The sequence below is a fragment of the Gracilibacillus kekensis genome (genome assembly GCF_900143085.1).
In the GTDB taxonomy this organism is placed as follows: domain Bacteria; phylum Bacillota; class Bacilli; order Bacillales; family Amphibacillaceae; genus Gracilibacillus; species Gracilibacillus kekensis.
The window spans coordinates 92,439-118,077 of the sequence record NZ_FRCZ01000001.1 but is presented as its reverse complement, the minus strand read 5'-3'; the positions used below and the strand labels follow the sequence as shown (position 1 = coordinate 118,077).

At 35.9% G+C, this 25,639-nt stretch carries 23 protein-coding genes; 17 read left to right on the top strand and 6 right to left on the bottom strand.

Annotated features, from left to right (window positions below; genetic code table 11):
• Nucleotides 1–295 precede the first annotated feature (295 nt).
• From BUC25_RS00560 to BUC25_RS00550, 3 genes are all read right to left on the bottom strand, one after another.
• Entirely contained in the window at nt 296–997 is a 702-nt protein-coding gene (locus tag BUC25_RS00560; RefSeq protein WP_073198667.1) for a Crp/Fnr family transcriptional regulator, read from the bottom strand.
• Between the two features lie 21 nt (nt 998–1,018).
• Nucleotides 1,019–1,837, bottom strand: coding sequence for an undecaprenyl-diphosphate phosphatase (locus BUC25_RS00555; protein WP_073198665.1), 819 nt, complete (start codon nt 1,835–1,837; stop codon nt 1,019–1,021).
• A gap of 134 nt (nt 1,838–1,971) precedes the next feature.
• Nucleotides 1,972–2,145, bottom strand: a complete 174-nt coding sequence (locus tag BUC25_RS00550; protein WP_073198662.1) for a DUF2929 family protein — start codon at nt 2,143–2,145, stop codon at nt 1,972–1,974.
• A 400-nt stretch (nt 2,146–2,545) separates the two neighbouring features.
• Between BUC25_RS00550 and BUC25_RS00545 the strand changes: the two genes are divergently transcribed.
• Complete coding sequence (locus BUC25_RS00545; protein ID WP_073198660.1) at nt 2,546–3,517, top strand: BMP family ABC transporter substrate-binding protein; 972 nt, start codon at nt 2,546–2,548, stop codon at nt 3,515–3,517.
• A gap of 123 nt (nt 3,518–3,640) precedes the next feature.
• Here the strand turns inward: BUC25_RS00545 and BUC25_RS00540 are convergent, their stop codons facing one another.
• Nucleotides 3,641–3,832: a hypothetical protein gene (locus BUC25_RS00540; protein ID WP_073198657.1), complete on the bottom strand. Its 192-nt coding sequence runs from the start codon at nt 3,830–3,832 to the stop codon at nt 3,641–3,643.
• A 155-nt stretch (nt 3,833–3,987) separates the two neighbouring features.
• Here BUC25_RS00540 and BUC25_RS00535 point away from each other — a divergent pair, with 155 nt between their 5' ends.
• The 4 genes from BUC25_RS00535 to BUC25_RS00520 all read left to right on the top strand — a co-directional run bounded on the left by BUC25_RS00535 (nt 3,988) and on the right by BUC25_RS00520 (nt 7,960).
• Nucleotides 3,988–4,923: a beta-ketoacyl-ACP synthase III gene (locus BUC25_RS00535; RefSeq protein ID WP_073200372.1), complete on the top strand. Its 936-nt coding sequence runs from the start codon at nt 3,988–3,990 to the stop codon at nt 4,921–4,923.
• A gap of 21 nt (nt 4,924–4,944) precedes the next feature.
• Nucleotides 4,945–6,186, top strand: coding sequence for a beta-ketoacyl-ACP synthase II (gene fabF, locus BUC25_RS00530; protein ID WP_073198655.1), 1,242 nt, complete (start codon nt 4,945–4,947; stop codon nt 6,184–6,186).
• A 725-nt stretch (nt 6,187–6,911) separates the two neighbouring features.
• The gene (locus tag BUC25_RS19910) at nt 6,912–7,124 is read left to right on the top strand and encodes a YuzI family membrane protein (RefSeq protein WP_073198653.1); all 213 of its coding nucleotides are present in this window, start codon (nt 6,912–6,914) and stop codon (nt 7,122–7,124) included.
• Nucleotides 7,125–7,201: 77 nt separating this feature from the next.
• Nucleotides 7,202–7,960, top strand: a complete 759-nt coding sequence (locus tag BUC25_RS00520) for a DUF3603 family protein (protein WP_073198651.1) — start codon at nt 7,202–7,204, stop codon at nt 7,958–7,960.
• A gap of 696 nt (nt 7,961–8,656) precedes the next feature.
• Here the strand turns inward: BUC25_RS00520 and trpS are convergent.
• Together trpS and BUC25_RS19790 are read right to left on the bottom strand one after the other, a co-directional pair.
• A complete protein-coding gene (trpS, locus tag BUC25_RS00515) occupies nt 8,657–9,655 on the bottom strand; it encodes a tryptophan--tRNA ligase (protein ID WP_073198649.1) in 999 nt (332 codons plus the stop codon).
• Between the two features lie 382 nt (nt 9,656–10,037).
• On the bottom strand, nt 10,038–10,313 hold the full coding sequence (locus BUC25_RS19790) for a DUF3899 domain-containing protein (protein WP_425292866.1): 276 nt from the start codon (nt 10,311–10,313) through the stop codon (nt 10,038–10,040).
• A 307-nt stretch (nt 10,314–10,620) separates the two neighbouring features.
• On the opposite strand from BUC25_RS19790, the gene BUC25_RS00505 reads away from it, so the two are divergent.
• The 12 genes from BUC25_RS00505 to pepF all read left to right on the top strand — a co-directional run bounded on the left by BUC25_RS00505 (nt 10,621) and on the right by pepF (nt 25,474).
• Entirely contained in the window at nt 10,621–12,324 is a 1,704-nt protein-coding gene (locus BUC25_RS00505) for a peptide ABC transporter substrate-binding protein (RefSeq protein ID WP_073198647.1), read from the top strand.
• A 143-nt stretch (nt 12,325–12,467) separates the two neighbouring features.
• The gene (gene opp3b, locus BUC25_RS00500; RefSeq protein ID WP_073198645.1) at nt 12,468–13,400 is read left to right on the top strand and encodes an oligopeptide ABC transporter permease; all 933 of its coding nucleotides are present in this window, start codon (nt 12,468–12,470) and stop codon (nt 13,398–13,400) included.
• Nucleotides 13,400–14,545: an oligopeptide ABC transporter permease gene (gene opp3C / locus BUC25_RS00495; protein WP_073198643.1), complete on the top strand. Its 1,146-nt coding sequence runs from the start codon at nt 13,400–13,402 to the stop codon at nt 14,543–14,545. Before opp3b ends, opp3C begins: the two co-directional genes overlap by 1 nt.
• Before the next feature lie 18 nt (nt 14,546–14,563).
• Nucleotides 14,564–15,625, top strand: a complete 1,062-nt coding sequence (locus BUC25_RS00490) for an ABC transporter ATP-binding protein (RefSeq protein WP_073198641.1) — start codon at nt 14,564–14,566, stop codon at nt 15,623–15,625.
• A complete protein-coding gene (locus BUC25_RS00485; protein WP_073198640.1) occupies nt 15,625–16,575 on the top strand; it encodes an ABC transporter ATP-binding protein in 951 nt (316 codons plus the stop codon). Before BUC25_RS00490 ends, BUC25_RS00485 begins: the two co-directional genes overlap by 1 nt.
• A 189-nt stretch (nt 16,576–16,764) precedes the next feature.
• Nucleotides 16,765–17,985: a putative glycoside hydrolase gene (locus BUC25_RS00480; RefSeq protein WP_073198638.1), complete on the top strand. Its 1,221-nt coding sequence runs from the start codon at nt 16,765–16,767 to the stop codon at nt 17,983–17,985.
• Between the two features lie 124 nt (nt 17,986–18,109).
• Nucleotides 18,110–18,703, top strand: a complete 594-nt coding sequence (locus BUC25_RS00475; RefSeq protein WP_073198636.1) for a GNAT family N-acetyltransferase — start codon at nt 18,110–18,112, stop codon at nt 18,701–18,703.
• Nucleotides 18,704–18,928: 225 nt separating this feature from the next.
• Complete coding sequence (gene spxA / locus BUC25_RS00470) at nt 18,929–19,324, top strand: transcriptional regulator SpxA (protein WP_058308136.1); 396 nt, start codon at nt 18,929–18,931, stop codon at nt 19,322–19,324.
• A 329-nt stretch (nt 19,325–19,653) separates the two neighbouring features.
• A complete protein-coding gene (gene mecA, locus BUC25_RS00465; protein ID WP_073198634.1) occupies nt 19,654–20,337 on the top strand; it encodes an adaptor protein MecA in 684 nt (227 codons plus the stop codon).
• 728 nt (nt 20,338–21,065) lie between these two features.
• Complete coding sequence (locus BUC25_RS00460) at nt 21,066–22,466, top strand: MDR family MFS transporter (protein ID WP_073200368.1); 1,401 nt, start codon at nt 21,066–21,068, stop codon at nt 22,464–22,466.
• Nucleotides 22,467–22,517: 51 nt separating this feature from the next.
• A complete protein-coding gene (locus BUC25_RS00455) occupies nt 22,518–23,603 on the top strand; it encodes a competence protein CoiA (RefSeq protein WP_073198632.1) in 1,086 nt (361 codons plus the stop codon).
• Nucleotides 23,604–23,659: 56 nt separating this feature from the next.
• Nucleotides 23,660–25,474: an oligoendopeptidase F gene (pepF, locus tag BUC25_RS00450; protein WP_073198631.1), complete on the top strand. Its 1,815-nt coding sequence runs from the start codon at nt 23,660–23,662 to the stop codon at nt 25,472–25,474.
• Nucleotides 25,475–25,639: the final 165 nt, after the last annotated feature.

Sequence of the window (25,639 nt, the reverse complement as noted above, 5' to 3'; positions counted from 1 at the left end):
CCTCCGCTCCGACTGTCCACTTCTCTTTTACCACGGGCACAAGTGCAACATCTACTCAAGCAAGCTTTCGTAGTGTTTTCTATGCCGTGGCGTTTTCCCTTCAGCTAACTTTTTCAAGCAAAAACCGCATGAAAAAGTTAGCTGAAGACGCGCCCCTTGGAAAGCGAAGTGGGCAAGCCGAAGCGGGTTTTAAATCTATTATCCATTTCAAAATTACTACTAAAAAGACAGAGTTGGCTTTCCCGGTTTTTTTTGGGTATCACAGATCTCTTCAAGAACACTACTTTAGGATAAATTATTTTATTTTAAATAATTTATCTTCAATTAATTCCACGTCAATTATCCAACTTTTCTGATTAGTGAATTCAATAATCTGATCTTTTTTTAATTGACTTATGGTTCTGCTGATTGTTTCACGAGTAGTTCCAATCATATTTGCTAATTCTGTGTTAGAGAATTGTTTAACTAGTAATGTTTGTCCACTATTATTTTCCGTTCCATGCTTTTTAACTAACCGTAATAATAACATCATGATTTGCTCTTGCGTGGTATTAAGGATTTGTTCTTCTAGACGTTTTTGTAAATCAACAATCATATCTCCTAAAACACGAAACACTTTCACACTAGTTTGAGGGTACTCGGTTAAGAATTGTTCAAATTTATGTTTTGGGATAAATATAAGCATACTAGGTTCTATTACTTCTGCATGTGCAGGGTAATTATCATGTCGAAAAAATCCTTGATGTGGAAACATATCTCCTTTATGCAAAATGTTGACAATCTGTTCTTTTCCATTTAGGTCATTTTTATAAATTTTGATTTTACCCTCAAGGATAAAATAGACATTCGTTAGTTGATCTTCTTGCATAAATACATGTGTCTGTTTCTGATAACGTTTCGTATTGGCAATGTTTTTTAATGCAATAATTTCAACATCTGCTAATTCTTTAAAGATTGGAATCGTTTTTAAAATTTCTTCGATCGCTTGTTGTCTCATGCATGTCACCTCCGTTAGTTTCTATAGGAGAAAAAACGCAATAATACCTACGATAAAGCAATAAAAAGCAAAATACTTCAAATTTCCATTAGCCATGACATTCATAAACCATCGAAGCGAATAATAAGTCGCCACCAGAGCAGCGAAAAATGCGATTGCATAAGGAATCCACATGGTATTGAAATTCTCATCCTGCACGACATCTCCAACGGACAACACCATTGTTCCGACACTAACTGGAATAAACATTAAAAATGAGAAACGTAATGCAGTTTCCTGTTTCATGCCTAACAACATCGCAGCAACAATTGTTGCACCAGATCGACTGATACCCGGGATTAATGCTACTGCTTGAGCAAGACCAACAATTACTGCATCTTTTATTGTTAGTCCGCCATCATTTTTAGTTCCTCTCAGGTTTCGAATGATCCATAAAGCAATACCAGTAATAAATAAGGTAATTCCAATCATTTTAGCCTTACCTGCAAAGGTGTCGGCAATCATATCTTCAAACAATAATCCAATTATCGCTGCTGGGATTGTGGCAACAACTAAATAAATAATAAACATAAAATCATCATGGTACTCTTTATTTTTTGTAACAATATAATTAATCCCATTCTTCGCAATTTTAACGATGTCTTTCCAATAAATAATTAAAACAGCGATAAGAGAACCAAAATTAACTAACACTTCAAATGATAAATTATCCACTCCTGCTAATCCTAATAAATCTTTAGCCATTACTAAGTGTCCACTTGAAGAAATAGGAATAGGTTCAGTGAAACCTTGCAAAAGACCTAAAAATAAATATTTAACTAAAACGAAAATCTCTTCCATATAGATATCCCCCTACAGATTGCTTATCATAAAGATACCCCTTGTCACTATATGATGACAAGGGGTATCTGTTAGGTCGAAAGTGATTAATGCTTATTCAGCTTCACAAGATTGCTCACTAATTGGAGGCAATCTTATTCGTCTTCTTTTAAAATCCCATCACCTAAAACTATAGCAGCAATAGCAAAAATCGCAGCAACGGAAATAGCTGACGGCAGATTAAATGCTTGACCACCCATACTTGTTAATACATATGATACAACTGTTAAAATTATAACTGCCCAAAAAATCGTTGCAAAATATTTCATCATCTCACCTCTCTATCTATTTTGTATCAAAAAAATTTTATTATCAATATGTATACCCCTGCGTACTTACCAAAGAGTGAATGCTTACTTTGTCACGATTACTAACTGTCCATAATACCAAACGAACGACAATTTCCTGATAAGTTTCGCTAACAACTAGTGGGTGTCCCACTGTTTGTAGTTTCACTTTATAGTTTACCAAAATTTTTTGATAAAATAAATAAAAATATGTGGATCTATTTAAAATGTGAATACGGTGTGAACCGTATTTTTGTGGGTGTTTCTTCACATTTGTAATCAATTTGTAATGATTTCGCGGTTTACGGATAGTAAAGTAAACGATAAAATAGTCCTAAGAGTAACTATGTTCGTAAAAGCCATTGCCTAAGGAGTGCGGATTTTGAAAAAATTAATCACTACATTAGCTATTATTTTTATCATATTCATAACGCTTACGTTATTATCCGGTTGTCAGTCCAATGCAAATGGTGAAGAAATTGAACGCGTAGGCATGTTAATTGAGAATACCATTCATGACCAAACATGGGGAAACAAAGGGTACCGAGGGTTGTTGGATATTCAGGAAGAATTTGATATGGATGTTTACTTTCGTGAAGGTGTGCAAACGCAACAACAAGTAAATATTGCTGTAGAAGAATTATCAAACCAAGGTGTTCAAGTTATTATAGGTCATAGTAGTACTTTTGGGGAGTACTTTAATCAGATTAAGGATTCTTATCCAGATATAACGTTTGTTTATGTGAACGGAGGCTATTCAGACGATAATTTAATCAGCTTAAATTTCAACTCTTTGTCGATGGGCTTTTTCGCAGGAATGATTGCAGGTGAAATGACCGAGTCAAACCGTGTCGGCATTATCGCAGCATATGAGTGGCAGCCAGAAGTAGAAGGCTTTTATGAAGGCGTACTATATCAGAATAGTGATGCTAAGGTTGACATTCAATATGTATATGATTGGGATGAGAAAGATTTAGCCTTGGAGCATTATGAAAAGATGGTTAATCAAAATGTTGATGTTATTTATCCTGCAGGTGATGCTTACAGCGTGTCGATTGTTGAAAATGTGATGCATGATGGGATTTACTCCATAGGATATGTCAATGATCAACAAGATCTCGGTGGACAGTCTGTATTAACAAGTACGATTCAACATATAGATAAACTTTATGTTTATGCCATAGACCAGTTACAAAAGGGAGAATTAGAAGGTGGCATTTATAACTTTGGTTTTTCAGAAAAAGTTATCTCCATGGGACCATATAGTAGTCATTTACCAGAACGTTTTACAGAGAATTTAAAGGATATTATTTCAGAGTATATCGACAGTGGTCTGTTGCCACATCAAAAGTAAGATTTACTATAAATAGTACGGAAGAATGTGATAGAAACTAGCAGTTAGAGCATTTGCTAATTGCTAGTTTCTTTAAGAAAGCATCGACTTTCCACATTAAAAAAAGAATAATGTAATTGCTAATTACTTAAATGGGTTTTTTATTAACTTTTTTAATGGAGACAATTTTTGATAGGTATCATTTACTAACTGTATCGTTTGAAAAAAATCGAATGATTCCTTTGATTCTTCTGATTCTTTTACCGTACTTTCCTTTGATTGGCGTTTACCGAACATCATGTCATCAAAACGATTTGTTTGTTGTTGCTCGCTCATGAGAAATCCCTCCAATACTATATAGTATGAATAAATGATGACACTGGCTGGGTGAATTCGATAAATTTAACTTGAAAAGAACGAAAGTTTACGATAAAATTAGTACCAAGTCTTAATATTTGATAATAATTCCTTTGAGAGGAAGGATAATAATGATGAAAGCAGGGGTTTTAGGTACCGGACATTTTGTACCTGAAAAAATACTAACCAACAAAGATATGGAACAAATTGTAGATACAAGTGATGAATGGATTCGCACGAGAACGGGTATAGAAGAGCGACGAATCGCAGCAGATAATGAAGATACATCAGATTTGGCTTTTAAAGCAGCAGATCAGGCATTGAAAGAAGCAGGATTAACAGGAGAAGATCTTGACCTAATACTAGTAGCAACCGTTACACCTGATCAGCCTTTTCCAACAGTTGCATGTAAATTGCAGGATCGTTTACAGGCCAAAAAGGCAGCAGCCATGGATATCAGTGCTGCTTGTGCAGGATTTATGTATGGTATGATTACTGCAAAACAATTTATTGAAACTGGAGCATATAAGCACGTTCTTATAGTAGGTGCTGAAAAATTATCGAAGATTACCGATTGGAACGATCGCAATACTTGTGTTTTATTCGGTGATGGAGCAGGGGCAGCTATAATGGGGCCAGTTAGTGAAGATAAAGGAGTACTATCGTTTGAGTTAGGTGCAGATGGCAGTGGTGGTCAGCATTTGGCACAAAATGATGATTATATTTTTATGAATGGAAGAGAAGTATTCAAATTCGCTGTTCGACAAATGCCGGAATCTTCAGTACATGTTGTCGAAAAGGCAGGATATGATAAAGAAGATGTAAATTATTTAATACCACACCAAGCAAATATTAGAATTATGGAAGCAGCTAGACAGCGTTTAGGTATTGCTGAAGATCGAATGGCGGTCAATGTCAATAAGTATGGAAACACGTCAGCAGCATCGATACCGATTGCTTTGTCTGAAGGTGTAAAAAACGGTAAAATAAAAGAAAATGATTTAGTTGTCCTTGTTGGCTTCGGTGGAGGCCTAACATGGGGAGCTGTCGCCTTAAAATGGGGAAAATAGAAGAAAAAGGGAGGAATCGAAATGAAAAAAAATCGTGTAGTTATTACTGGTATGGGTGCGGTAACGCCATTAGGCAATGAAGTGAATCAATTCTGGGATCATTTAAAATCAGGTACTTCTGGGATCGATTATGTTACGAAAGTAAATAGAGACGACTTTCCAGCAAAAGTGGCTGGCGAGATTAAAGATTGGGATCCAACCGATTACATGGAGAAAAAAGAAGCTAAAAGAATGGATTTATTCACACAGTATGCGGTAGGAGCAGCAAAAATGGCAGTAGAAGACGCTAACCTAAATATTACCGATGAAATTGCGCCGCGTGTAGGGGTATGGATCGGTTCTGGTATTGGTGGGATGGCAACATATGACGAGCAATTTAGAAAATTCATGGAAAAAGGATATCGCCGTGTTAGTCCATTCTTCGTTCCGATGTTAATCCCGGACATGGCAGCAGGACAGGTTTCGATTCAACTAGGAGCAAAAGGGATAAATAACTGTTCAGTAACGGCATGTGCTTCTGGTGCGAACTCGATTGGTGATGCCTTCAAAGTAATTGAGCGTGGAGATGCGGATTATATGATAACAGGTGGAGCAGAAGCGCCGCTGACTCCAATGTCATTCGCAGGATTTTCAACTGCCAAAGCACTATCATTTAATGATGATCCGAAGACAGCCAGCAGACCATTTGATAAAAATCGCGATGGTTTCGTGATGGGTGAAGGTGCAGGCATTTTGGTGATTGAATCATTAGAATCGGCACAAAAGCGTGGTGCGACCATCTATGCTGAAATAGTTGGCTATGGTGCATCAGGTGACGCCTATCACATTACGTCACCGGCTCCAGAAGGGGAGGGGGCTGCACGAGCAATGCAACAAGCAATTGATGATGCAGGCATTTCACCTGAAGAGGTTGACTATGTGAATGCTCATGGAACGAGTACGGAATATAATGATTCGTTTGAGACGCAAGCTATTAAGACTGTCTTCAAAGATCATGCTTATCAATTCAATGTTTCTTCTACAAAGTCAATGACAGGACATTTGTTAGGTGCAGCAGGTGCAATTGAGTCGATCGCCTGTGTAAAGGCTATTCAAGATAGCATTCTCCCGCCAACGATTAATTATGAAACACCTGATGAAGCATGTGATCTTAATTATGTACCAAACAAGGCAATCGAAAAAGAAGTAAATATAGCGATAAGTAACTCCTTAGGCTTTGGTGGGCATAATGTAACACTAGCCTTTAAAAAATATCAAGGATAAATCGATAAAAATAAAAACCGACCGATTCAAATTCTCCAAAGAATTTAGATCGATCGGTTTTTTGTTGCATAAAAGCAGGATTATACGACATAACTTTGGTGGTAATTATGAGATTTTAGAACTGCGTACCAATCGCTCCGGCTTGTCCGTTTCCCTTTCCGCGGGTTTTTCTCCTCAGCTAACTTTTTAAGCACAGGTCGCTTAAAAAGTGGATCTTCGGATAAAAACTTCCCGCAGGAGTGGAAACGGACACCTGCGCTTTTTAATGCTCTACAACTAAAGCAAGAATAATCATGTTGGCGTTTTGGCGTTATTCCATATCGTCTATGGAATTGTCTTTAAATTACTAACATAATTAACAAAATAAGTTCATATCTGTAATAATCCAAAATGCTAGCATTTGCAATATTTGTAGAGTTTCATTCAGCACAGGCGGCCACTTCCACTCCTGTGGGATCGTTTTCCATGAAGATCCACTTTTCCATGCGGTTTTTGCTTGGAAAAGTTAGCTGAAGGGAAAACCCCATGGAAAGGGAAGTGGGCAAGCCGAAGCGGTTACCACGCACATATATCATTTCAAAATGGATACCTAAGTTATGTCACATAATCCTTCAAATGTTTAGTTATTATGTTCGCGTTTGATGGAGTTTCATACGCTTTTATCTTTAGTAATAGATTTACAGCTTGTACATATACTTTTATAAACGGTTAAGGGGCGGTTGGGTGTGATTTATGTTCTGATTTTTTTAGTTGGATTTGGTTTATCGATTTCCGGGGGGATTTCAATTATCCTTTATTTGAATTTTATCCCTGCTGGTATAACCATTCTGGATTATCTAGCTATTATCCAAACAAAAATTGAATGTTATTTTTTTCTGATAGGAATAGTAATTATGGGAATCTCTGTCCGAAAAATGTCACTACTTTCTGTTAAATAATTACAAGAAAAGAATAAATTAATCTCTAATGGTCATACTGTTGGATAAACAGATTAGCTAAAGTGAGGGTTCGTCATATGTTGTATGTACATGATGTATGGGTCAATTGGTTTGAAGGTGAGGAGAATGGTTATAATATCTGTTCATTTCATGAATGGCGAAAATCTGATGGTATTGAAATTCTCGATCAAGCTCCTGTGCTATTCATCGATGACCAAACTTTTCAGTATATTGAAAATGACCTGCAAGATATCCCCCAAACCATGTTAGATCAAATCTATCAACGAGCTTATATTCGAAAGAATCAGGAACGAAAAGTAGTGGATTATGCGTGTGTGATAACCGATGGCAAGTCTATTCTAGCTTTCGATACGATGGGATATCATATACCTATTAGGAAAAGCAAGTTAATTCCGCGCCAAGAACGGTTAGTATTGGATTTAATACAAGGAAGAACAGCGAAAACTTTTAAGATTCCTAATTATACAGATAAGGAATTTCACATTTTATCATTACCACCAAAATATATGGTAGGATTAACAAGAAAAGAACGACAGCTAAAGCAATTGTTAATGATTGCATTAGATCAATTAGAAGTAGGGAATAGTATACAGGAAGTAAGGTATTGGCTCACCGAATGGTCGCCGGAGAATTATTCGGAGATTAAAGGAATGTCGTATAAACAGGTGTGGGATTCACTATATCAAGAATTGGTTGAAGGCTGGAGTGAAAGGCACGAAGAATTCTGCAAACAAATTATCAAAGGTCAAACCTTCTACGAAGACATCTGGGAAAGAGAACAACAACCTTATTCAACAAAATCCTTGCGTTCATGAAAAGATTCCCAGTCAAACGTATAGAAGTATAATAGAGGGTGGGACAAAAGAATATTTTAATTTCAAAAATCCAAACGATTCGAAAGCTATCCACCGAAACGTTTGGATTTTCTGCGTATTAGAAAGATACTACGCAATAACTGATGTGTCACTAAATAGTCGAAGTAGTAATTTTGAAATGAGTGATTTACTAAATATTCGCTACGGCTGTCCACTTCCCTTTCCGCGGGTTTTTCTCCTCAGCTAACTTTGGTAAGCAAAGACCACTTACCAAAGTGAATCTTCGGATAAAAACATCCCGCAGGAGTGAAAGTGGACGCCTTCGCTTAGATTTACTCGACAACTTAGACCAGAATAATCATATTAACTTTTTCGACTATCTTTTTTAAGTAGGATATAGAAGAGGTACCATTTGTCATTGTTGTAGAATCTCATTGAGCGTAGGCGGCCACTCCAACTCCTATGGGACTCGTTTTTCCTGAAGATCTACTTTTCCATGCGGTTTTTGCTTGGAAAAGTTAGCTGAAGGAAAAACCCCATGGGAAGGGGAGTGACCAAGCCGAAGCGGATACCACACTCATACATCATGTCAATAATACCGCGGGTTATGTTTTATGTCGCAGTATCCGTATATTACATAACTATACAGATAGAATTGTTTGTTTTAAGTTAATTAAATATTTATGTCCTAACCTCTTACTTTTTCTTCTTTTTCACTCTGCCTAGTCCCATAGCTTTTTTTGCTTTTCGTAGCATTTTGGTTGCAGCAAAGTTTGCTTTGTCAGCACCTTGGTCTAATAAAGCGTCTAATTCCTCAGATTCTATTAGTTGATAATAACGCTCTTGTATTGGACGCAATGCGTTAATAACTGCATCTGCAGTATCCTGTTTGAATTCTCCGTAACCTTTATTCTGATATTTAAGTTCCAGATCTGCTATCGATTCCCCTGTACAACTAGCATAAATGGTTAATAAATTACTAACCCCTGGTTTATTTTCCTTATCGTATTTCACAATACCCTCAGAATCCGTAACGGCACTTTTAATCTTCTTTTCAATTTGTTTTTCTGTATCCAACATAAAAATAGATGCCTTTTGATTATCATCAGATTTACTCATTTTTTTCGTTGGTTCTTGCAATGACATAATACGAGCACCAACTTTAGGGATACTTATCTCAGGTACAGTGAAAATGTCATTATATCGGTGGTTAAAACGTTGAGCTAAATCACGTGTTAATTCTAAGTGCTGTTTTTGATCTTCACCAACCGGTACAATATCCGTATTGTAAAGGAGGATGTCCGCTGCCATCAGAGGGGGATAGGTTAATAATCCTGCTGATACAGCTTCTTTACCTTTTGACTTGTCCTTAAATTGTGTCATTCGCTCTAGTTCACCTATGTAACTTACCGTTTGTAACATCCAACCTAATTGAGTATGTGCTGAAACTTCAGATTGAATGAAAAGTACTGATTTATCAGGATCAATACCTGATGCAATATACAAGGCTGCTAAAGATTTAATGTTTTCGCGTAGTTTTAAACGATCCTGTGGTACTGTTATCGCATGTTCGTCTACCACACAAAAGTAACACTCATTTTCTTCCTGAAGTGCAACGAAGTGCTTCATAGCACCTAAATAGTTACCTAATGTTAACGTTCCGCTTGGCTGAATGCCCGAAAAAATTTTTTTCATTTCCTTCACCTCTATAATAAATGATTAATATGGTATAAAAGTAACGCAAACAAAAAACTAGTAGGAATTTCAAATTCCTATAGTCTTGCTTCATTGAATTTTTTTACATAAAAAAAGCCCATTCTTCTCCCTTGTTAAGGGACGAATGAACCGCGGTGCCACCCTTGTTATCACAACTTGTGTGATCACTTATCCGTTACTAGTAATGCCTAGATACACAGAAAATATTATCGAAAAACCCCAAATTCCTCAATGCATAGTACCTACTTTCAGCATGATTAGGCTCTCTTTAACTAGTGGCAATCGAGTAATCCGTTTTTCATTTTCTTAACAATATATTTTATTGAATTATATAGAATTTTTAATTATTTTTCAAGCATCTTTAGAGATAATAAAAAATTAAAAGTAATAGCATAAAGAAATTAAGTATAGTTCCATGTAATAGAAAGAAATGGATAACTTTTTTATTTACCTGTTCGGATGGAAGTCTTTGCTTATCACTTATAAAATTTGAATCTTTATGACTAGAAAATATTCGTTTAAAACTTTTGGCTGTGATATCAAAAAAACGCTTTGAAACTACATATAAATATAATCCTATACTTAAATAAGCTATTGCTAAATAGAAAATAGTATTAATCAAATTAATTAATATCATTTTTTGATGAATAAGAAGTGTAACAGTTAGGCATGCTAAGACATGAATGAAGAAAAAAATCATAGGTTTATGATATTTTTGCAATTATATCTTCCTTTCTATATACGTATTATTACTTATTTTTTAATTGGTATCAATTCTTTGGAAAAAAATAAGAAAAAAATACTATTTTTGTTAATGTAACAACCGTTTATTACCGTTTTTGTAAAAATAGTTCAAAAAGTATAGTGAAATAACTGAAACTTAACTGTAACATGTTAAATGTGAAGTTAGTCGAAAAATTTAAAACATAAGGGGGTATCACAAGATGAGACAAACTAAATTGTTTTTATTAGTATTAACTTTTATTTTAACTTTAGTACTGACAGCGTGTTCTTTTGAAAACGGTACCAATAACGAAGATGCACAGGACAGTTCACAGGAAAAAGACGCTGAAGAACAACTAGAAGGAACAGAGGGAGAAAACGTTTTACGTATTTCATCCACTTCTGATATTCCAACAATGGATCCAATCATGGCAGAAGATAATGTATCCATTCAATATACGGATACAGTATACGAAGGCTTATATCGTTTAGCGCCTGAAGGTAAAATCGTTTCAGGTATTGCTAAAAAAGAGGAAACAGAAGTTAGTGAAGATGGATTGACCTATACATTCCATTTACGTGAAGATGCACAATGGGAAAACGGTGAACCTGTAACAGCACATGATTTCGTTTATGGCTGGCAACGTGCGATTAACCCAGATAATAAATCATTTTATGCAAATTACTTAATGAGCGGAAAGCTTAAAAATGCTGCAGAAATATATGGTGGTGACTTAGAGCCATCTGAATTAGCAGTTAGCGCTCCAGATGACTATACATTTGTTGTGGAATTGGAAAAACCAGTCCCATATTTTGAATCATATGCAGCGTTTCCAACGTTCTTACCAATGAATCAGGCATTTGTGGAAGAACAAGGAGATGACTTTGCTTTAGCACCAGAGAATATCCTTTCCAATGGTCCATTTAAAATGACAGAATGGAACGCTGAAGCTGGTTGGGAATTAGAAAAGAACGAAGATTATTGGGATGCTGAAAACGTAGCTTTAGATGGTATTTCTGTTAAAGTTATTAAAGAAGCAGATACAGCGTTATCTAACTATGAAGTTGGAGAACTAGACCGCGTTACTTTATCAGGGGCACAAGTAAAAGATAATCAAACAAGCCCTGAATTTAATTCATTAGCTGAAACAAGTGTATTCTGGATGAAAATGAATCAAGCATCCGAATCTGCTGGCGAGGAAATGCAAAATCTAAACTTTAGAACTGCATTAGCAAAAGCTTTTGATAAGCAAGCATATATTGATGTTGTTTACGGTAATGACTCTAATCCTGTTAATTTCTTTGTACCTGAGAATTTTGTAGAACATCCTGAAACAGGAGAAGACTTCCAAACAGGCAGTGACGTATTAGCTTATGATGTAGAAGCTGCAAAAGAAGCATGGAATACAGCAAAAAAAGAATTAGGATTTGAAGAAATAACACTAAGCTTCTTAAGTGGTGATAGTGATGTAGCTAAAAATATTAGTGAAATCATGAAAACAGAATTAGAAAAGAACCTTGAAGGTTTAACAATTGAAACTGTAAATGTACCTTGGGCACAGCAACTTGACATTATGCGTGAACAAGACTATGAGTTAGCAGTCTCTGGTTGGGGTCCTGACTACAAGGATGCTATTTCCTTTGTAGACCTTTGGATAACAGACGGTGAAAACAACGATATTAGCTACTCGAATGAGGAGTATGACGAACTTGTTAATGCTGCAAAAGGAGAATTAGCGACCAAACCAGTTGAACGTTTTGAAGCAATGCAAGAAGCAGAAAAAATTGCACTGGAAGATGCTGCTATTGCGCCAATTATGCAACGTAAAACGTCCGTACTCTCTAAAGAATATGTTAAAGGAATGGATCAATTAAATCCATTTGGTAATGATTATAGCTTTAAATATGTTGAACTTGACAAATAAGATAATCTAATCTGATTTGAGCATGAGGGAAAGGGAGTATAGCATATCTGTTGGATTGCTATACTCTCTTTTGTCCTGTTCTCATAATTGTTTGAATATTTAGTGAACTTCAGTTAACTCTTTTTATTTAGGAGGTGGAAATGATGGCCAAGTACATTATTCAACGAATCATTTATATGTTAATCACATTATTTATAATCGCAAGTGCGACATTTGTTCTGATGCAATTTTTACCTGGTTCTCCTTTTAATGAATTAGGTGGGAAAATGACAGCAGAGCAAGAAGAAATACTGTTAGAAGAATATGGATTAAATGATCCCGTTCCTGTTCAGTACGCAAGGTATATTAGTAATATGGTACAGGGAGATTTAGGCGTGTCATTTCAATATGATAATCGTTCAGTCACAAGTATTATACTTGATCGATTAGGGCCATCAGCACACTTAGGTGCACAAGCATTGGTAATCGGTTCGATTTTGGGAATTATTTTAGGTATGGTTGCTGCCATTCGACACAATACGTGGGTTGATTATTCTTCAAATGTGATTGCTGTAATCGGTATTTCCATACCATCATTTGTCTTTGCAGGACTGTTACAATATTATTTTGCAGTACAATGGCGAATATTCCCACCATCATTCTGGGAAGGACCTATTTATACTGTTTTACCAACTGTGGCTCTAATGATTTTTCCAATGGCGATTTGCGCGAGATTTATGCGTACAGAAATGTTAGAAGTATTAGGATCTGATTATATTGAACTGGCACGAGCAAAAGGAGTTTCAAACAATACAATTATGTTTAAGCACGCCTTAAGAAATGCCTTAATTCCAGTTATAACGGTATTAGGGCCAATGACGGTAAGCTTAATGACTGGTACTTTAGTAATCGAGCAAATCTTTGCTGTTCCTGGAATTGGAGAACAGTTTGTCAGGTCTATTAGTGTAAATGATTATCCGGTAATTATGGGAACTACGATGTTGTTCTCTGTATTATTTGTTGTCGTTATTTTAGTTGTGGATCTTCTATATGGTTTAATTGATCCAAGAATTCGTTTAACAGGAGGTAAGGACTAATGGATAAAGATCATAACTATAATCCTGAACAGTTCGAACGCATCCAACTAAAAGATGATGCGGGCGAACAATTAACTCGTCCCCAAATCTCCTATTGGAAGGATGCTTGGCTGCGTCTTCGAAAAAATAAAGGTGCTATTATTGGCTTATTTGTATTAGCCTTTATTATATTACTTGCTCTCGTGGGTCCTTTTATGAATAAGTATGAATTTGATGATCCTAATTATGATCTAGCCTACATGCCACCGAAAGTACAAGGGTTGGAATGGCTTGGCTTGGATGGAAAGCAAACGTATGAGGTACAAGGCAGTACGAAAGAAGATGCAATTACACGTGGGTTAGAAGGTTACGAGATTGATGAGGAATTTCTTCTTGATTCTGAAGTTATTCTTCCAGCAGAAGAAAGTGATAATGGCTACATGACGGTAGCTATGGAAGTAGATATTTATGCTGCTCGTGGCTTGGAGGATGAGTATTATTGGTTTGGTACCGATAGTATGGGTAGAGATTTATGGACACGGATCTGGAAGGGAACACAAATATCTCTATATATCGGTTTGCTTGCGGCATTAATTGATATGGTAGTGGGTGTTCTATATGGAGGTATTTCAGGATACTACGGCGGACGAACCGATAATGTGATGCAACGAATCATTGAAATACTATCCGGTATACCAAATTTAGTTGTCGTTATTCTTTTCATTATGTTATTAGATCCAGGTTTAATAGCTATAACGATTGCTCTGACCATAACAGGATGGATTGGAATGGCACGAATCGTACGTGGACAAGTATTAAAACTTAAAAATCAGGAATTTATTCTAGCTGCACGTACATTGGGAGCAAACGACAAACGGATTCTAATGAAACACTTAATTCCAAACGTAACAAGTGTGATTATTATCAATACAATGTTCACGATACCTAGTGCCATTTTCTTCGAAGCATTTTTAAGTTTTATTGGGTTAGGATTACAACCTCCTTATGCTTCGCTAGGGACATTAATTGACACGGCATTTGACGATTATCGTGTTTTTCCATATATGCTTTTATTCCCAGCTGTGATCATTTCATTGCTAATGATTGGCTTTAATATTTTAGCGGATGGTATGCGTGATGCCTTAGATCCGAAAATGAGACGATAGAAGGAAAGGGGTATAAAAATGGATGACTCAATATTAGATGTTCGAAATTTACATGTGACGTTTGATACTTATGGTGGAAAAGTACAAGCCGTTCGTGGGGTTAATTTCTCTTTGAAAAAAGGTGAAACTTTAGCAATTGTTGGAGAATCGGGTTCAGGAAAGTCCGTTACAACAAAAGCTTTAATGGGCCTAGTTGCAAAACCAGCAGGAAAAATTCCAAAAGGAGAAATTCTTTTTGAAGATAAAGATTTAGCTAAGCTTACCGAAAAACAAATGCAAAAGATACGCGGAAAAGATCTGTCGATGATTTTTCAGGATCCGATGACTTCGCTAAACCCAACAATGAAAATTGGTAAACAGATCATGGAAGGCTTAATTTTACATCAAAATTTATCGAAGACGAATGCAAAAAAACGTGCACTGGAATTGTTGGAATTAGTAGGTATTCCAGATCCTGTAAAGCGAATCGATCAGTATCCACACCAGTTCTCAGGGGGAATGAGACAGAGAGTTGTTATCGCTATAGCTTTAGCATGTAATCCGAAGATTTTGATTGCAGATGAACCTACGACAGCTTTAGATGTAACGATTCAGGCACAAATATTAGAATTGATGAAAGATATACAAGAAAAAATGGATACTTCTATTATTTTCATTACCCATGATTTGGGAGTCGTTGCTAATGTAGCAGACCGGGTAGCAGTTATGTATGCCGGTAAAATTGTTGAAATTGGTACAGTAGACGATGTATTTTATAATCCAAAACATCCTTATACGTGGGGATTATTAGGGTCTATGCCGACAGTGGATAGTGAAGAAGAGAAGTTAATAGCTATTCCTGGTACACCTCCTGACTTAATCCATCCACCAAAAGGGGATGCCTTTGCGGCTCGTAATGAATACATCATGCAAATCGATCTGGAGGAAGAGCCACCAATGTTTAAAGTTTCGGATACACATTATGCTGCGACATGGTTGCTTCATGAAGATGCACCCGATGTTAATCCTCCACAAGCAGTAAAAAAACGGATAAGTGACGCAAGAAGAAATAAATCCTCTGTAGAGGAGGTGCGTGATTGATGGATAAAGAAAAATTACTAGAAGTAAAAAATTTAAAACAGCATTTTCAAACAGGAAAAAAAGGAGTTATTAAAGCAGTAAATGGCATTAGTTTCGACATTTACCGCGGTGAAACCTTTGGCTTGGTTGGGGAATCAGGCTGTGGAAAATCGACAACTGGTAGAACAATTATTCGTTTATATGATGCAACAAGTGGTGAAGTTAAGTTTAATGGAATCGACGTTCATGGGAAAAAGTCAAAGAAAAATTTAAAGCAGTTTAATCGTCAAATGCAAATGATTTTTCAAGATCCGTACGCTTCACTTAATCCAAGAATGACAGTCAAGGAAATTATCTCTGAGGGAATTGACATTCATGGATTAATTAAGAATGAGAAAGATAAAACAGCCCGCGTTCAGGAATTACTTGAAACGGTTGGTTTAAATAAGGAACATGCTTCCCGTTATCCCCATGAATTTAGTGGAGGCCAACGCCAGCGTATTGGTATCGCAAGAGCATTAGCGGTAGATCCAGAGTTTATAATTGCTGATGAGCCAATATCAGCGTTAGATGTTTCCATTCAGGCGCAAGTGGTTAATTTGATGAAGGAATTGCAAAAAGAACATAAACTAACATATTTATTTATAGCCCATGATCTCTCCATGGTTAAATACATCAGTGATCGCATAGCTGTGATGTATTTCGGGAGAATAGTGGAGTTAGCAGATAGTGAAGAGTTATATAACAAACCGCTACATCCATATACTAAGTCGCTTTTATCTGCGATTCCATTACCAGACCCAGACTTTGAACGAAATCGTAAAAGAATTGTTTATGATCCTAATATGCATGACACTCAAAATGCAGAATTTCGTGAAATATCGCCAGGGCACTGGGTCTTATGTACAGAAGAAGAAGGTAAAGCTTATAAACAAACGATTCAAGGTGCGAATGGCTTTTTGAAAAAATAGTAAAAAAACCTGTTTCAGTTGCGAGAAACAGGTTTTTCGCTATAAACGTATAATCATTTGGAAAAAGTGATAATCTAAATATCTCTATAGATAAAAAAATTTTAATTTATTTTCTAGAATATTAACAAAAAGTAAGATGAATTCTATATAATGTAATTGTACATAAAAATATTTAGGAGATTGATGGTTATGCGTAAGTACATAAAAATTTCAGTCAGCTTAGCAATTACGATGTTTTTCTTATTAATGATGTGCTTAACAGTTAGTGCAGAAGATGAGAAAGAGTCAGTATTAACAGCACAAGTTCATCAAAATAGTCAGGTTAAAGTGGAAAAGCGTGATTTACCAGATGCGTTCGTTCGTTTCTCCTTTGTGTCCGATTTAAAATTTGAATACCCGGATGCGGTAAGAGGAATATACGTTACAGGTCATTCTGCAGGTGGAAGTCGATTCGAAAAATTAGTAGATTTAGTAGATTCTACAGAACTAAATTCAATGGTAATTGATATTAAAGAAGATAAAGGATTTATTACATATAAACCTGAGGAAGAGTTACCTTATGAAGGTGTAGCGAAGAACTTTATTAAGGACCCTAAAGAGGTATTGAAAAAGTTAGAGGCAAAAGGTATATATCCAATTGCACGAATTGTTGTCTTTAAAGACCCTGCTTTAGCAAAAGCTAGACCCGACCTTTCTTTTACTAAGAATGGTGAGGTGTGGACTAATGGTAAGAACGAAGCGTTTGTCAGTCCTTTTCAAAAAGAAGTATGGGATTACAACATTGACATTGCGAAACAAGCAGCAGAACTTGGCTTTCGTGAAATTCAATTTGATTATGTACGTTTCCCTGAAGGGTTCGAGAAACGCGACAAAGAATTGGAATATGATATGGGAGACTATAAAGATGCAGACCTTACTGATGTCAAAAAGCGCGTGGAGGCTGTAACGGACTTTGTAGCATATGCTAGGGAAGAATTAGAGTATTATAATGTCGATGTTTCCGTAGATATTTTTGGCTACGCAGCAACTATCGAGGAAACCCCAGGTATAGGACAGAATTTTTCAAGAATTTCAGACAATGTCGACGTCATATCGTCCATGATATACCCAAGTCATTGGACTCCATATTTTGGAATAGATTTTCCTGACAAAGAACCATATCGTTTAGTTGATGAATATGCAAAAGTAGAAAACAAAGTATTAGATGCACTGGATAATCCACCTGTTTCAAGGCCATGGATACAAGATTTTGAGGCTCCCTGGTTGTATAGTGGTTCCACTTTTCAGTACGGAGTAGAGGAAGTTGAAGCTCAAATAAGAGCATTAAATGAAAATGGAATTAAAGAATTCTTACTCTGGAATGCAGGGAACACGTACACAGAAGGTGTAGATTACACCCCATTAGATTAGCCTCACTGACTTGTGAGGTCTTTTCTATAATTTGATATAGCCACGATTAATATAAGGAAAACAGGGTAAAATGAAAGTGACTCTCTGAAAATTAAAAAACTAACAAAAGGGGGAGATCAAGTATATGGATTGGTATAAAAAATTAAATCAATATTTCCCTGTAGAGGAAATGAAGTCACAACAACACATGGAGTTACTCTTAAATGAGAAAAGTGATGTTTATTATAAAGACGAAGGACCTCACCATGTTTTAATGTATGCAGAGTTTCCTACATTTATTTTTATTGATTATGTCTATGTATCTAAAGAATCTCGAGGAAAAGGTATTGGTCATCAAATAATCGACAAATTAAAACAAAAGAGTAAACCAATTATCTTAGAAGTTGAACCATTTGATTATCAAGATAGTGACTCGACAAAACGTCTGCGGTTTTATCAAAGAGAGGGCTTTAAACACGCGGTCTCCATTGGATATACCCGCAAATCACTAGCAACAGATGAAGCAAATACGTTAGAGATACTTTACTGGTCACCACGAGGGGAAAACGAAGAAGAAATTTATGAACAAATGAAAAAAATGTATGAAGATATTCATACTTACAAGGATCAAGAGGTATATGGAAAGTCTTATCAACCGGTTGAAGAAGTATTGACTTACAATGATGATCGAGAAACAGATAATATTTTCGATGTATTAGATGAAAAGAAAAAAAAATAATAAAAAAAGTCAAAATGTGTTTATCCATTTTGGGAAAGGGTATACTCTAGGTAACGGTGAGAATGTGGAAAAAGTGAATAAAAACATACAAGGCTCTATCATTCCGCGACAAGTTATAGTATAATTAGTACATAGACAGTAGATTAAACTTATTTTAATGTAATAAAAGGTGTAAGTGGCTGACATCTATATTATAAATAATTTAAATTTGAGGAGTGAAGTTACATGGTAACACTTTATACCTCGCCAAGTTGTACATCATGCCGAAAAGCGAAAGCATGGCTAGAGGAACATGACATTCCATTTATGGAACGTAATATTTTCTCAGAACCATTATCACTAGACGAGATCAAGGAAATTCTGCGTATGACGGAAGATGGAACAGATGAGATTATTTCTACACGTTCTAAAGTATTCCAGAAATTAAATGTAAACTTGGATCAACTTCCATTAAAAGATTTATTTCAATTGATTCAGGATAATCCTGGATTATTAAGAAGACCAATTATTTTGGATGAGAAGAGATTGCAAGTAGGCTATAACGAAGATGAAATACGCCGATTCTTACCGCGTACTGTTCGTACGTTCCAATTACGAGAAGCACAAAGAATGGTTAACTAAAAAGAAAAGCAGATCTTAATTATGAGATCTGCTTTTTTTACTAATTATTTAATGAATAATCAATGATTATTCATTAAATTGAAGCATATAACTAGTGACAAAAGGGTTATAATAAGCTACAATCGATAAATAATACGAATTCTTAAAATTAGTTCAAATTTTTAAGTTTTTATGTTTTCAAATATGAAGTAATTATCATACAATAGAGGTAACATCCTTTTTCAAATTTCAAGGGGATGTTCAAAGGGTATAAGTTATAATAAGGGTTTAGATAGATGAACAGTGATCCCTTCCAACCCAATCACTTATCAAGAAGGGAGAGTTACCAAATGGAAATAGAAAGAATTAATGAAAATACAATCAAATTTTACATTTCGTACATGGACATTGAAGACCGCGGTTTTGATCGAGAGGAAATTTGGTACAATAGAGAAAAAAGCGAACAATTATTCTGGCAAGTGATGGATGAAGTTAATTATAATGAGGAAGAATTTCAAATTGATGGTCCACTATGGATTCAGGTTCAAGCTCTCGAAAAAGGACTAGAAATAGTTGTGACAAAAGCACAAATTTCTAAAGACGGGCAGAATCTTCAACTTCCTACTGAATCAGGAAAAACCATTGATATGCCAGTTGATGATAAAATTGAATCACTTCTAGAAGAAAAATTCGGTCCCACTGAAAAAGAAACACCAGAAATTGAAAATCAGTATGGGCAGGATTTTGTCGTAGTGGTCAGCTTTAAAGAATTAGAAGATGTGATTCAACTGAGCTATGTCTTCGAATCAGCGATTGGTATGAGAGACCACTTATATTATTTTAATAATCAGTATATGCTGATTACAAGGTTTGACGAAGATTATCTTACAGATGATGAACAAGAAGATTTAATTAGTCAAATTCTGGAGTATGGACAAGAATCCACCGTAACGATGTTTATTGTTGAAGAATATGGCAAGGTTATTTTTGAAGAAAATGCTCTTCAATCTGTAAAAGAACATTTTACTCGTTAACTAAGTATCTGATAGGATGCTTAGTTTTTTTCTTAAGCAAGGAAAGCATATAATCAGCGGTATCAAGACATTTGTTATCAAAGTAGTCATTTTGAGATGTAGTATGTAGGTCAACCGCTTCGGCTATCCACTTCTCTTTTACCACTGGCACAAGTGCAACATCTACTCAAGCAAGCTTTCGTAGTGTTTTCTATGCAGTGGTGTTTTCCCTTCAGCTAACTTTTTCAAGCAAAAACCGCATGAAAAAGTGGATCTTCAGTGAAAACAGATGCCACAGGAGTAGAAGCGGACGGCCCACGCTATAGAGTGGTTCTACAACGGTTATGACAGCTAACTTTGTAGAGGTTTTATTAACATTATGAAATAAAAGACACCGTATCACTACTTACCCCCATTGTAGTGCATTATTTAGCGCAGGCGGCCACTTCGACTCCTCAGGGATCAGCTTGATCTGAAGATCCACTTTTGTAAAGTGAACTTCTTTACAAAAGTTAGCTGAAGACAAGCCCCTTGGAAAGTGAAGTGGACAAGCCGGAGCGGATTTTAAATTTATTATCCATTTCAAAATTACTACTAAAAAGACTGGGTGGGCTTTCCCCCGGATTGAAGTCTCGCTTAAAAGGTTAGAATAAGAAGAGGAAAATAATTTTGTGCAAATTATTTCGATTTCCGAAATAGTTTATGTTATGATAGTGTTTGTGTTTAATTTGGAAGAAAGAAGGAGAAATATGACTAGCAATCCAACAAGAATAAATCGCGTACCATTAATGATTGTGTTAATTTCAGGCGCATTTATTGCAATTTTAAATCAAACATTACTTGGTACAGCCTTACCTCATATTATGAAAGATCTAGAAATCGATGCGGCTACAGCTCAGTGGTTACAATCGATTTTTATGCTTGTAAACGGGATTATGATTCCCGTCACAGCTTTTTTAATTGAACGTTTTACAACCAGAGCATTATTTTTAACTGCAATGGGGAGCTTTGCACTTGGGACACTCGTAGCTGCACTTGCCCCAGGTTTTTCCGTTTTAATGGTAGGGAGAATCTTGCAGGCGGCTGGTGCTGGGATCATGATGCCCTTGATGCAGACCATTATGTTTTTAGTCTTTCCAATCGAAAAGCGTGGTTCTGCCATGGGGATGTTTGGCTTAGTAATCGCATTTGCCCCTGCGATTGGTCCAACACTATCTGGATGGTTAGTTGAACATTTTCCTTGGCGCAGCCTTTTTTACGTTGTATTGCCAATTGCTATCATCGATCTTATTGTTGCTTATAAGATTTTAGCGAATGTCACAAAACAAACGTTTCCTCGAGTTGATATTACATCAATTATTTTATCTACACTCGGTTTTGGTGGTTTGTTGTACGGATTCAGTATGGCTGGGGATATTAATCATGGTTGGCTAAGTCCAATGGTTTATATGCCGTTAATTGTTGGTGCTGTTACTTTATTCTTCTTTATCCGCCGTCAATTAAGATTAGAAAAGCCTATTTTAGAATTTAGGATTTTTAAATACAACATGTTTACCCTGACAACTGGCATCGGTATGATATCCTTTTTATCGATGATTGGTGGAGCAATTATCTTACCGATTATGATGCAAGACTATCTAGGTTTTTCGGCCTTTGAATCCGGATTAGCTTTGTTACCAGGTGCTGTTTTAATGGGACTGATGAACCCAGTTACTGGTCGGCTATTCGACAAGTATGGAGGCAGATGGCTTGCTGTAATAGGACTAGGACTGTTAACCGTAACTACTTTTCTGTTTTCGATTTTAACAACAGAAACAAGCTTTCTTTATATAACCGTTGTTAATGCATTTCGTATGTTCGGGATCGCTATGGTTATGATGCCCGTTACCACTGCAGGTTTAAATCAATTACCTGATGGCTTGATACCACACGGTACAGCTATGAATAATACAATGCGACAAATGTCAGGAGCGATTGGTACAGCATTACTGGTATCGATCATGATGAATCAAGCAATACCAGCTCAAGGATTGTCAGGTATGCTTTTTGGGGTCAATATTTCGTTCTTGGTTGCAGGTATTATTTCTACTGTCGGTTTTGTATTAGCCTTTTTTATAAAAAATTCTATTCCAGATACGTCTGTAGAATAAAGCAGGAAAAATCACCTTTATGTAGAATCTTATCTATATGGAGGTGATTTTTTGTTGAATGCTTTCAATCATAACGGAGAGGTTGTTCCCATTTGGAAAATGAATCGTCAACAAATACAAAAAAGAAGAAAAGAAACATTTTATTGTCCCAGTTGTAAGGAGCTTGTAATCATTAAAGCTGGAGTAAAGAATACGCCACACTTTGCACATAAAGCCAAAAGCGAATGTATCCACTCAGGAGAAAGCAGTTATCATGAGAATGGAAAAAAAGATTTATATGAATGGCTAAAGAAACAAGGTTATCAAGTTGATTTAGAGTATTTTCTTCCAAATATCAATCAACGACCGGATTTATTTTTACAAATAGGTGAAAAACAAATTGCTATAGAATATCAATGTGCTTCCATCTCAAGAGAAGAGGTCAGAATGAGAACGAAAGGTTATCAATCGAGAGGCATTATACCAATTTGGATCTTAGGTGCCAATAAATTAAAGCGAATCGATCAGCATTCCCTCAAAATAAGAACAAATGAACATCCTTTCTTCCATCAATTCCATCCTTCTTATCCATTATCTATTTTTTATTACTGTTCAAATACGAAGAGAATGATTGTTTATCAGGACATTACGTTTTTTACGAGAACAAAAACATTTGGAATTCTAAAAAGTTTTACCATCCATTCTCTAAGTTGGCAAGAAATGTTTCACCCGAGGTATCATAATAGAAACACATGTCATGCTTCCTGGCTAAAACATAAAGAAAAATGGCGGTTGAGGCCAGTTTCCCCATATCAAAAACAAGAAATAGCTTGGCGTCAATGGTTATACATTCATCAATATCATATTCAAGATTTACCTTCGTTTGTTTACCTTCCTATATCAACCCAATTTCGTATGAATAGTTCACCATGGATTTGGCAATCGAGAATCTATATTGATATCTTATTAACGAATGATTATTTTACATTAAATCAAGCGATACATTTAGTACAGTTTCATCTTCATCCTTCTCATCATTTTCCGTTAGTTAACAAAACAAAAAACCCAGTTCATGAATATTTACTCCAATTAGAGCGTATAGGTATTTTAGAGGTAGTCCATCCAAATGGTTTTCGACAAAAACGTACTACTGTATGAATAATGGCAAAATAAGTTATAATAAGATAACAGTAATTATTGAAGGAGGAGTTACAATGGCTAAGGCGCAAAAATCACTACCTAAACGTGATGAAATACCAGAAGAGTTAACCTGGAGATTATCAGATATCTTTGCAACGGATGAGGAATGGGAAAAAGAATGGGATCAGGTGAAAGAACTCTTGCCCAAATTTCAAAAATTTCAAGGAACATTGAAAGACGGAGCGGAAAACCTATATCAGTTATTACAATTACAAGACCAGGTATCTGATCGATTAAGTAAACTATATACATACGCGCATATGCGTTACGATCAAGATACAACCAATTCTTTTTATCAAGCAATGAATGGAAAAGCAGAGAATTTGATTACACAAGCTTCGAGCACAATGAGCTTCATAACTCCAGAAATTCTGAAATTAGATGAGACTACTCTTGAACAATATTTGCAAGATCACGAAGGCTTACGATTATATAAACATACCTTGGATGAGATTAATCGTCAGCGTCCACATGTTTTGTCTGAAAAAGAAGAAGAACTACTAGCAGAAGCGTCAGAAGTAACAGATAATCCATCACAGACCTTCAGCATGTTAAACAACGCTGATTTAACATTTCCTGAGGTTAAAGACGAAAATGGCAATGAAATAGAACTGACACACGGACGTTATATCAATTTTCTCGAATCTAAGGATCAACAAGTACGACATGACGCTTTTAAGGAGATGTATGATACGTATGGAAGTTTAAAAAATACCTTCTCGTCAACTTTACAAGGGGTTGTAAAGAAGGATAACTTTTATGCGAAGATCCGCAATTATGACTCAGCGAGACAGGCGGCTCTTAATAAAAACAATATTCCTGAAAAAGTATATGATAATCTAATTGAAGCAATTCATGAAGGTTTGCCATTACTACAGCGATATGTGGCACTAAGGAAGAAAGTACTCGATATTCAAGAGCTGCATATGTATGATTTGTATACACCGTTAGTAAAAGATGTTGATATGTCTTTTAGTTACGAAGAAGCACAGAAAACAGTAATGGAAGCATTAAAACCACTAGGAAATGAATATTTAAATGTGATGAAAAGAGCTTTTACAGATCGCTGGATTGATGTGGAGGAGAACAAAGGGAAACGCAGTGGAGCGTATTCTTCAGGTGCATATAGTACCAATCCCTATATACTAATGAATTGGCAAGATAACTTAAATAACTTGTTCACTTTAGCGCATGAATTAGGTCACTCGATGCATAGCTATTATACACATGAGAGCCAGCCGTATCGTTACGGAAACTATTCTATCTTTGTCGCTGAAGTAGCTTCGACTTGTAATGAGGCACTATTAAATAATTATTTAGTAGAGAAAACCGATGATGTGAAAGAGAAACTGTTTTTATTAAATCATTTCTTAGAAGGGTTCCGTGGTACTGTTTTCAGACAGACAATGTTTGCTGAATTTGAACATAAGATACATGTATTAGCACAAGAAGGCGAGGCGTTGACCGCGGATCGTTTAACAGAAGTATATTATGACTTAAATAAAACCTATTTCGGTGACGATTTAGTTGTCGATGAAGAAATTGGATTAGAATGGTCAAGAATTCCTCATTTCTATTACAATTACTATGTCTATCAATATGCGACGGGATACGCTGCTGCACAGTCATTAGCTGCGCAAATTCTAGAAGAGAAAGAACCTGCAGTAGAACGATATTTAGGTTATCTGCGGGCAGGTAGCAGTGATTATCCGATTGAAGTATTGAAGAAAGCGGGCGTTGATATGACAGAAAAAACGCCTGTAATTAATGCGTTAAAAGTATTTGAAGAGAAGTTAGATGAAATGGAAAAATTATTAGAGCAAGTTTAATATGTACAGCAGAGGTCCCAAGCGTCATTTCGACGTTGCAGTGATTTTAATGTAGGATAAACTTCCTCATTAACTATCCCTTTATATGCACGAAAAAATCCAAATGATGCTGAATCATTTGGATTTTACTATTCATCGATGTATTCATCCCTAATTTCCCTAACG

What these genes read in the sequence shown, in the direction of transcription:
- BUC25_RS00560 (WP_073198667.1), bottom strand. Translation starts at nt 997, where the DNA reads ATGAGACAACAAGCGATCGAAGAAATTTTAAAAACGATTCCAATCTTT.
- BUC25_RS00555 (WP_073198665.1), bottom strand. Translation starts at nt 1,837, where the DNA reads ATGGAAGAGATTTTCGTTTTAGTTAAATATTTATTTTTAGGTCTTTTG.
- BUC25_RS00550 (WP_073198662.1), bottom strand. Translation starts at nt 2,145, where the DNA reads ATGAAATATTTTGCAACGATTTTTTGGGCAGTTATAATTTTAACAGTT.
- BUC25_RS00540 (WP_073198657.1), bottom strand. Translation starts at nt 3,832, where the DNA reads ATGAGCGAGCAACAACAAACAAATCGTTTTGATGACATGATGTTCGGT.
- BUC25_RS00535 (WP_073200372.1), top strand. Translation starts at nt 3,988, where the DNA reads ATGAAAGCAGGGGTTTTAGGTACCGGACATTTTGTACCTGAAAAAATA.
- fabF (WP_073198655.1), top strand. Translation starts at nt 4,945, where the DNA reads ATGAAAAAAAATCGTGTAGTTATTACTGGTATGGGTGCGGTAACGCCA.
- BUC25_RS00520 (WP_073198651.1), top strand. Translation starts at nt 7,202, where the DNA reads ATGTTGTATGTACATGATGTATGGGTCAATTGGTTTGAAGGTGAGGAG.
- trpS (WP_073198649.1), bottom strand. Translation starts at nt 9,655, where the DNA reads ATGAAAAAAATTTTTTCGGGCATTCAGCCAAGCGGAACGTTAACATTA.
- BUC25_RS19790 (WP_425292866.1), bottom strand. Translation starts at nt 10,313, where the DNA reads ATGATATTAATTAATTTGATTAATACTATTTTCTATTTAGCAATAGCT.
- BUC25_RS00505 (WP_073198647.1), top strand. Translation starts at nt 10,621, where the DNA reads ATGAGACAAACTAAATTGTTTTTATTAGTATTAACTTTTATTTTAACT.
- opp3b (WP_073198645.1), top strand. Translation starts at nt 12,468, where the DNA reads ATGGCCAAGTACATTATTCAACGAATCATTTATATGTTAATCACATTA.
- opp3C (WP_073198643.1), top strand. Translation starts at nt 13,400, where the DNA reads ATGGATAAAGATCATAACTATAATCCTGAACAGTTCGAACGCATCCAA.
- BUC25_RS00490 (WP_073198641.1), top strand. Translation starts at nt 14,564, where the DNA reads ATGGATGACTCAATATTAGATGTTCGAAATTTACATGTGACGTTTGAT.
- BUC25_RS00485 (WP_073198640.1), top strand. Translation starts at nt 15,625, where the DNA reads ATGGATAAAGAAAAATTACTAGAAGTAAAAAATTTAAAACAGCATTTT.
- BUC25_RS00480 (WP_073198638.1), top strand. Translation starts at nt 16,765, where the DNA reads ATGCGTAAGTACATAAAAATTTCAGTCAGCTTAGCAATTACGATGTTT.
- BUC25_RS00475 (WP_073198636.1), top strand. Translation starts at nt 18,110, where the DNA reads ATGGATTGGTATAAAAAATTAAATCAATATTTCCCTGTAGAGGAAATG.
- spxA (WP_058308136.1), top strand. Translation starts at nt 18,929, where the DNA reads ATGGTAACACTTTATACCTCGCCAAGTTGTACATCATGCCGAAAAGCG.
- mecA (WP_073198634.1), top strand. Translation starts at nt 19,654, where the DNA reads ATGGAAATAGAAAGAATTAATGAAAATACAATCAAATTTTACATTTCG.
- BUC25_RS00460 (WP_073200368.1), top strand. Translation starts at nt 21,066, where the DNA reads ATGACTAGCAATCCAACAAGAATAAATCGCGTACCATTAATGATTGTG.
- pepF (WP_073198631.1), top strand. Translation starts at nt 23,660, where the DNA reads ATGGCTAAGGCGCAAAAATCACTACCTAAACGTGATGAAATACCAGAA.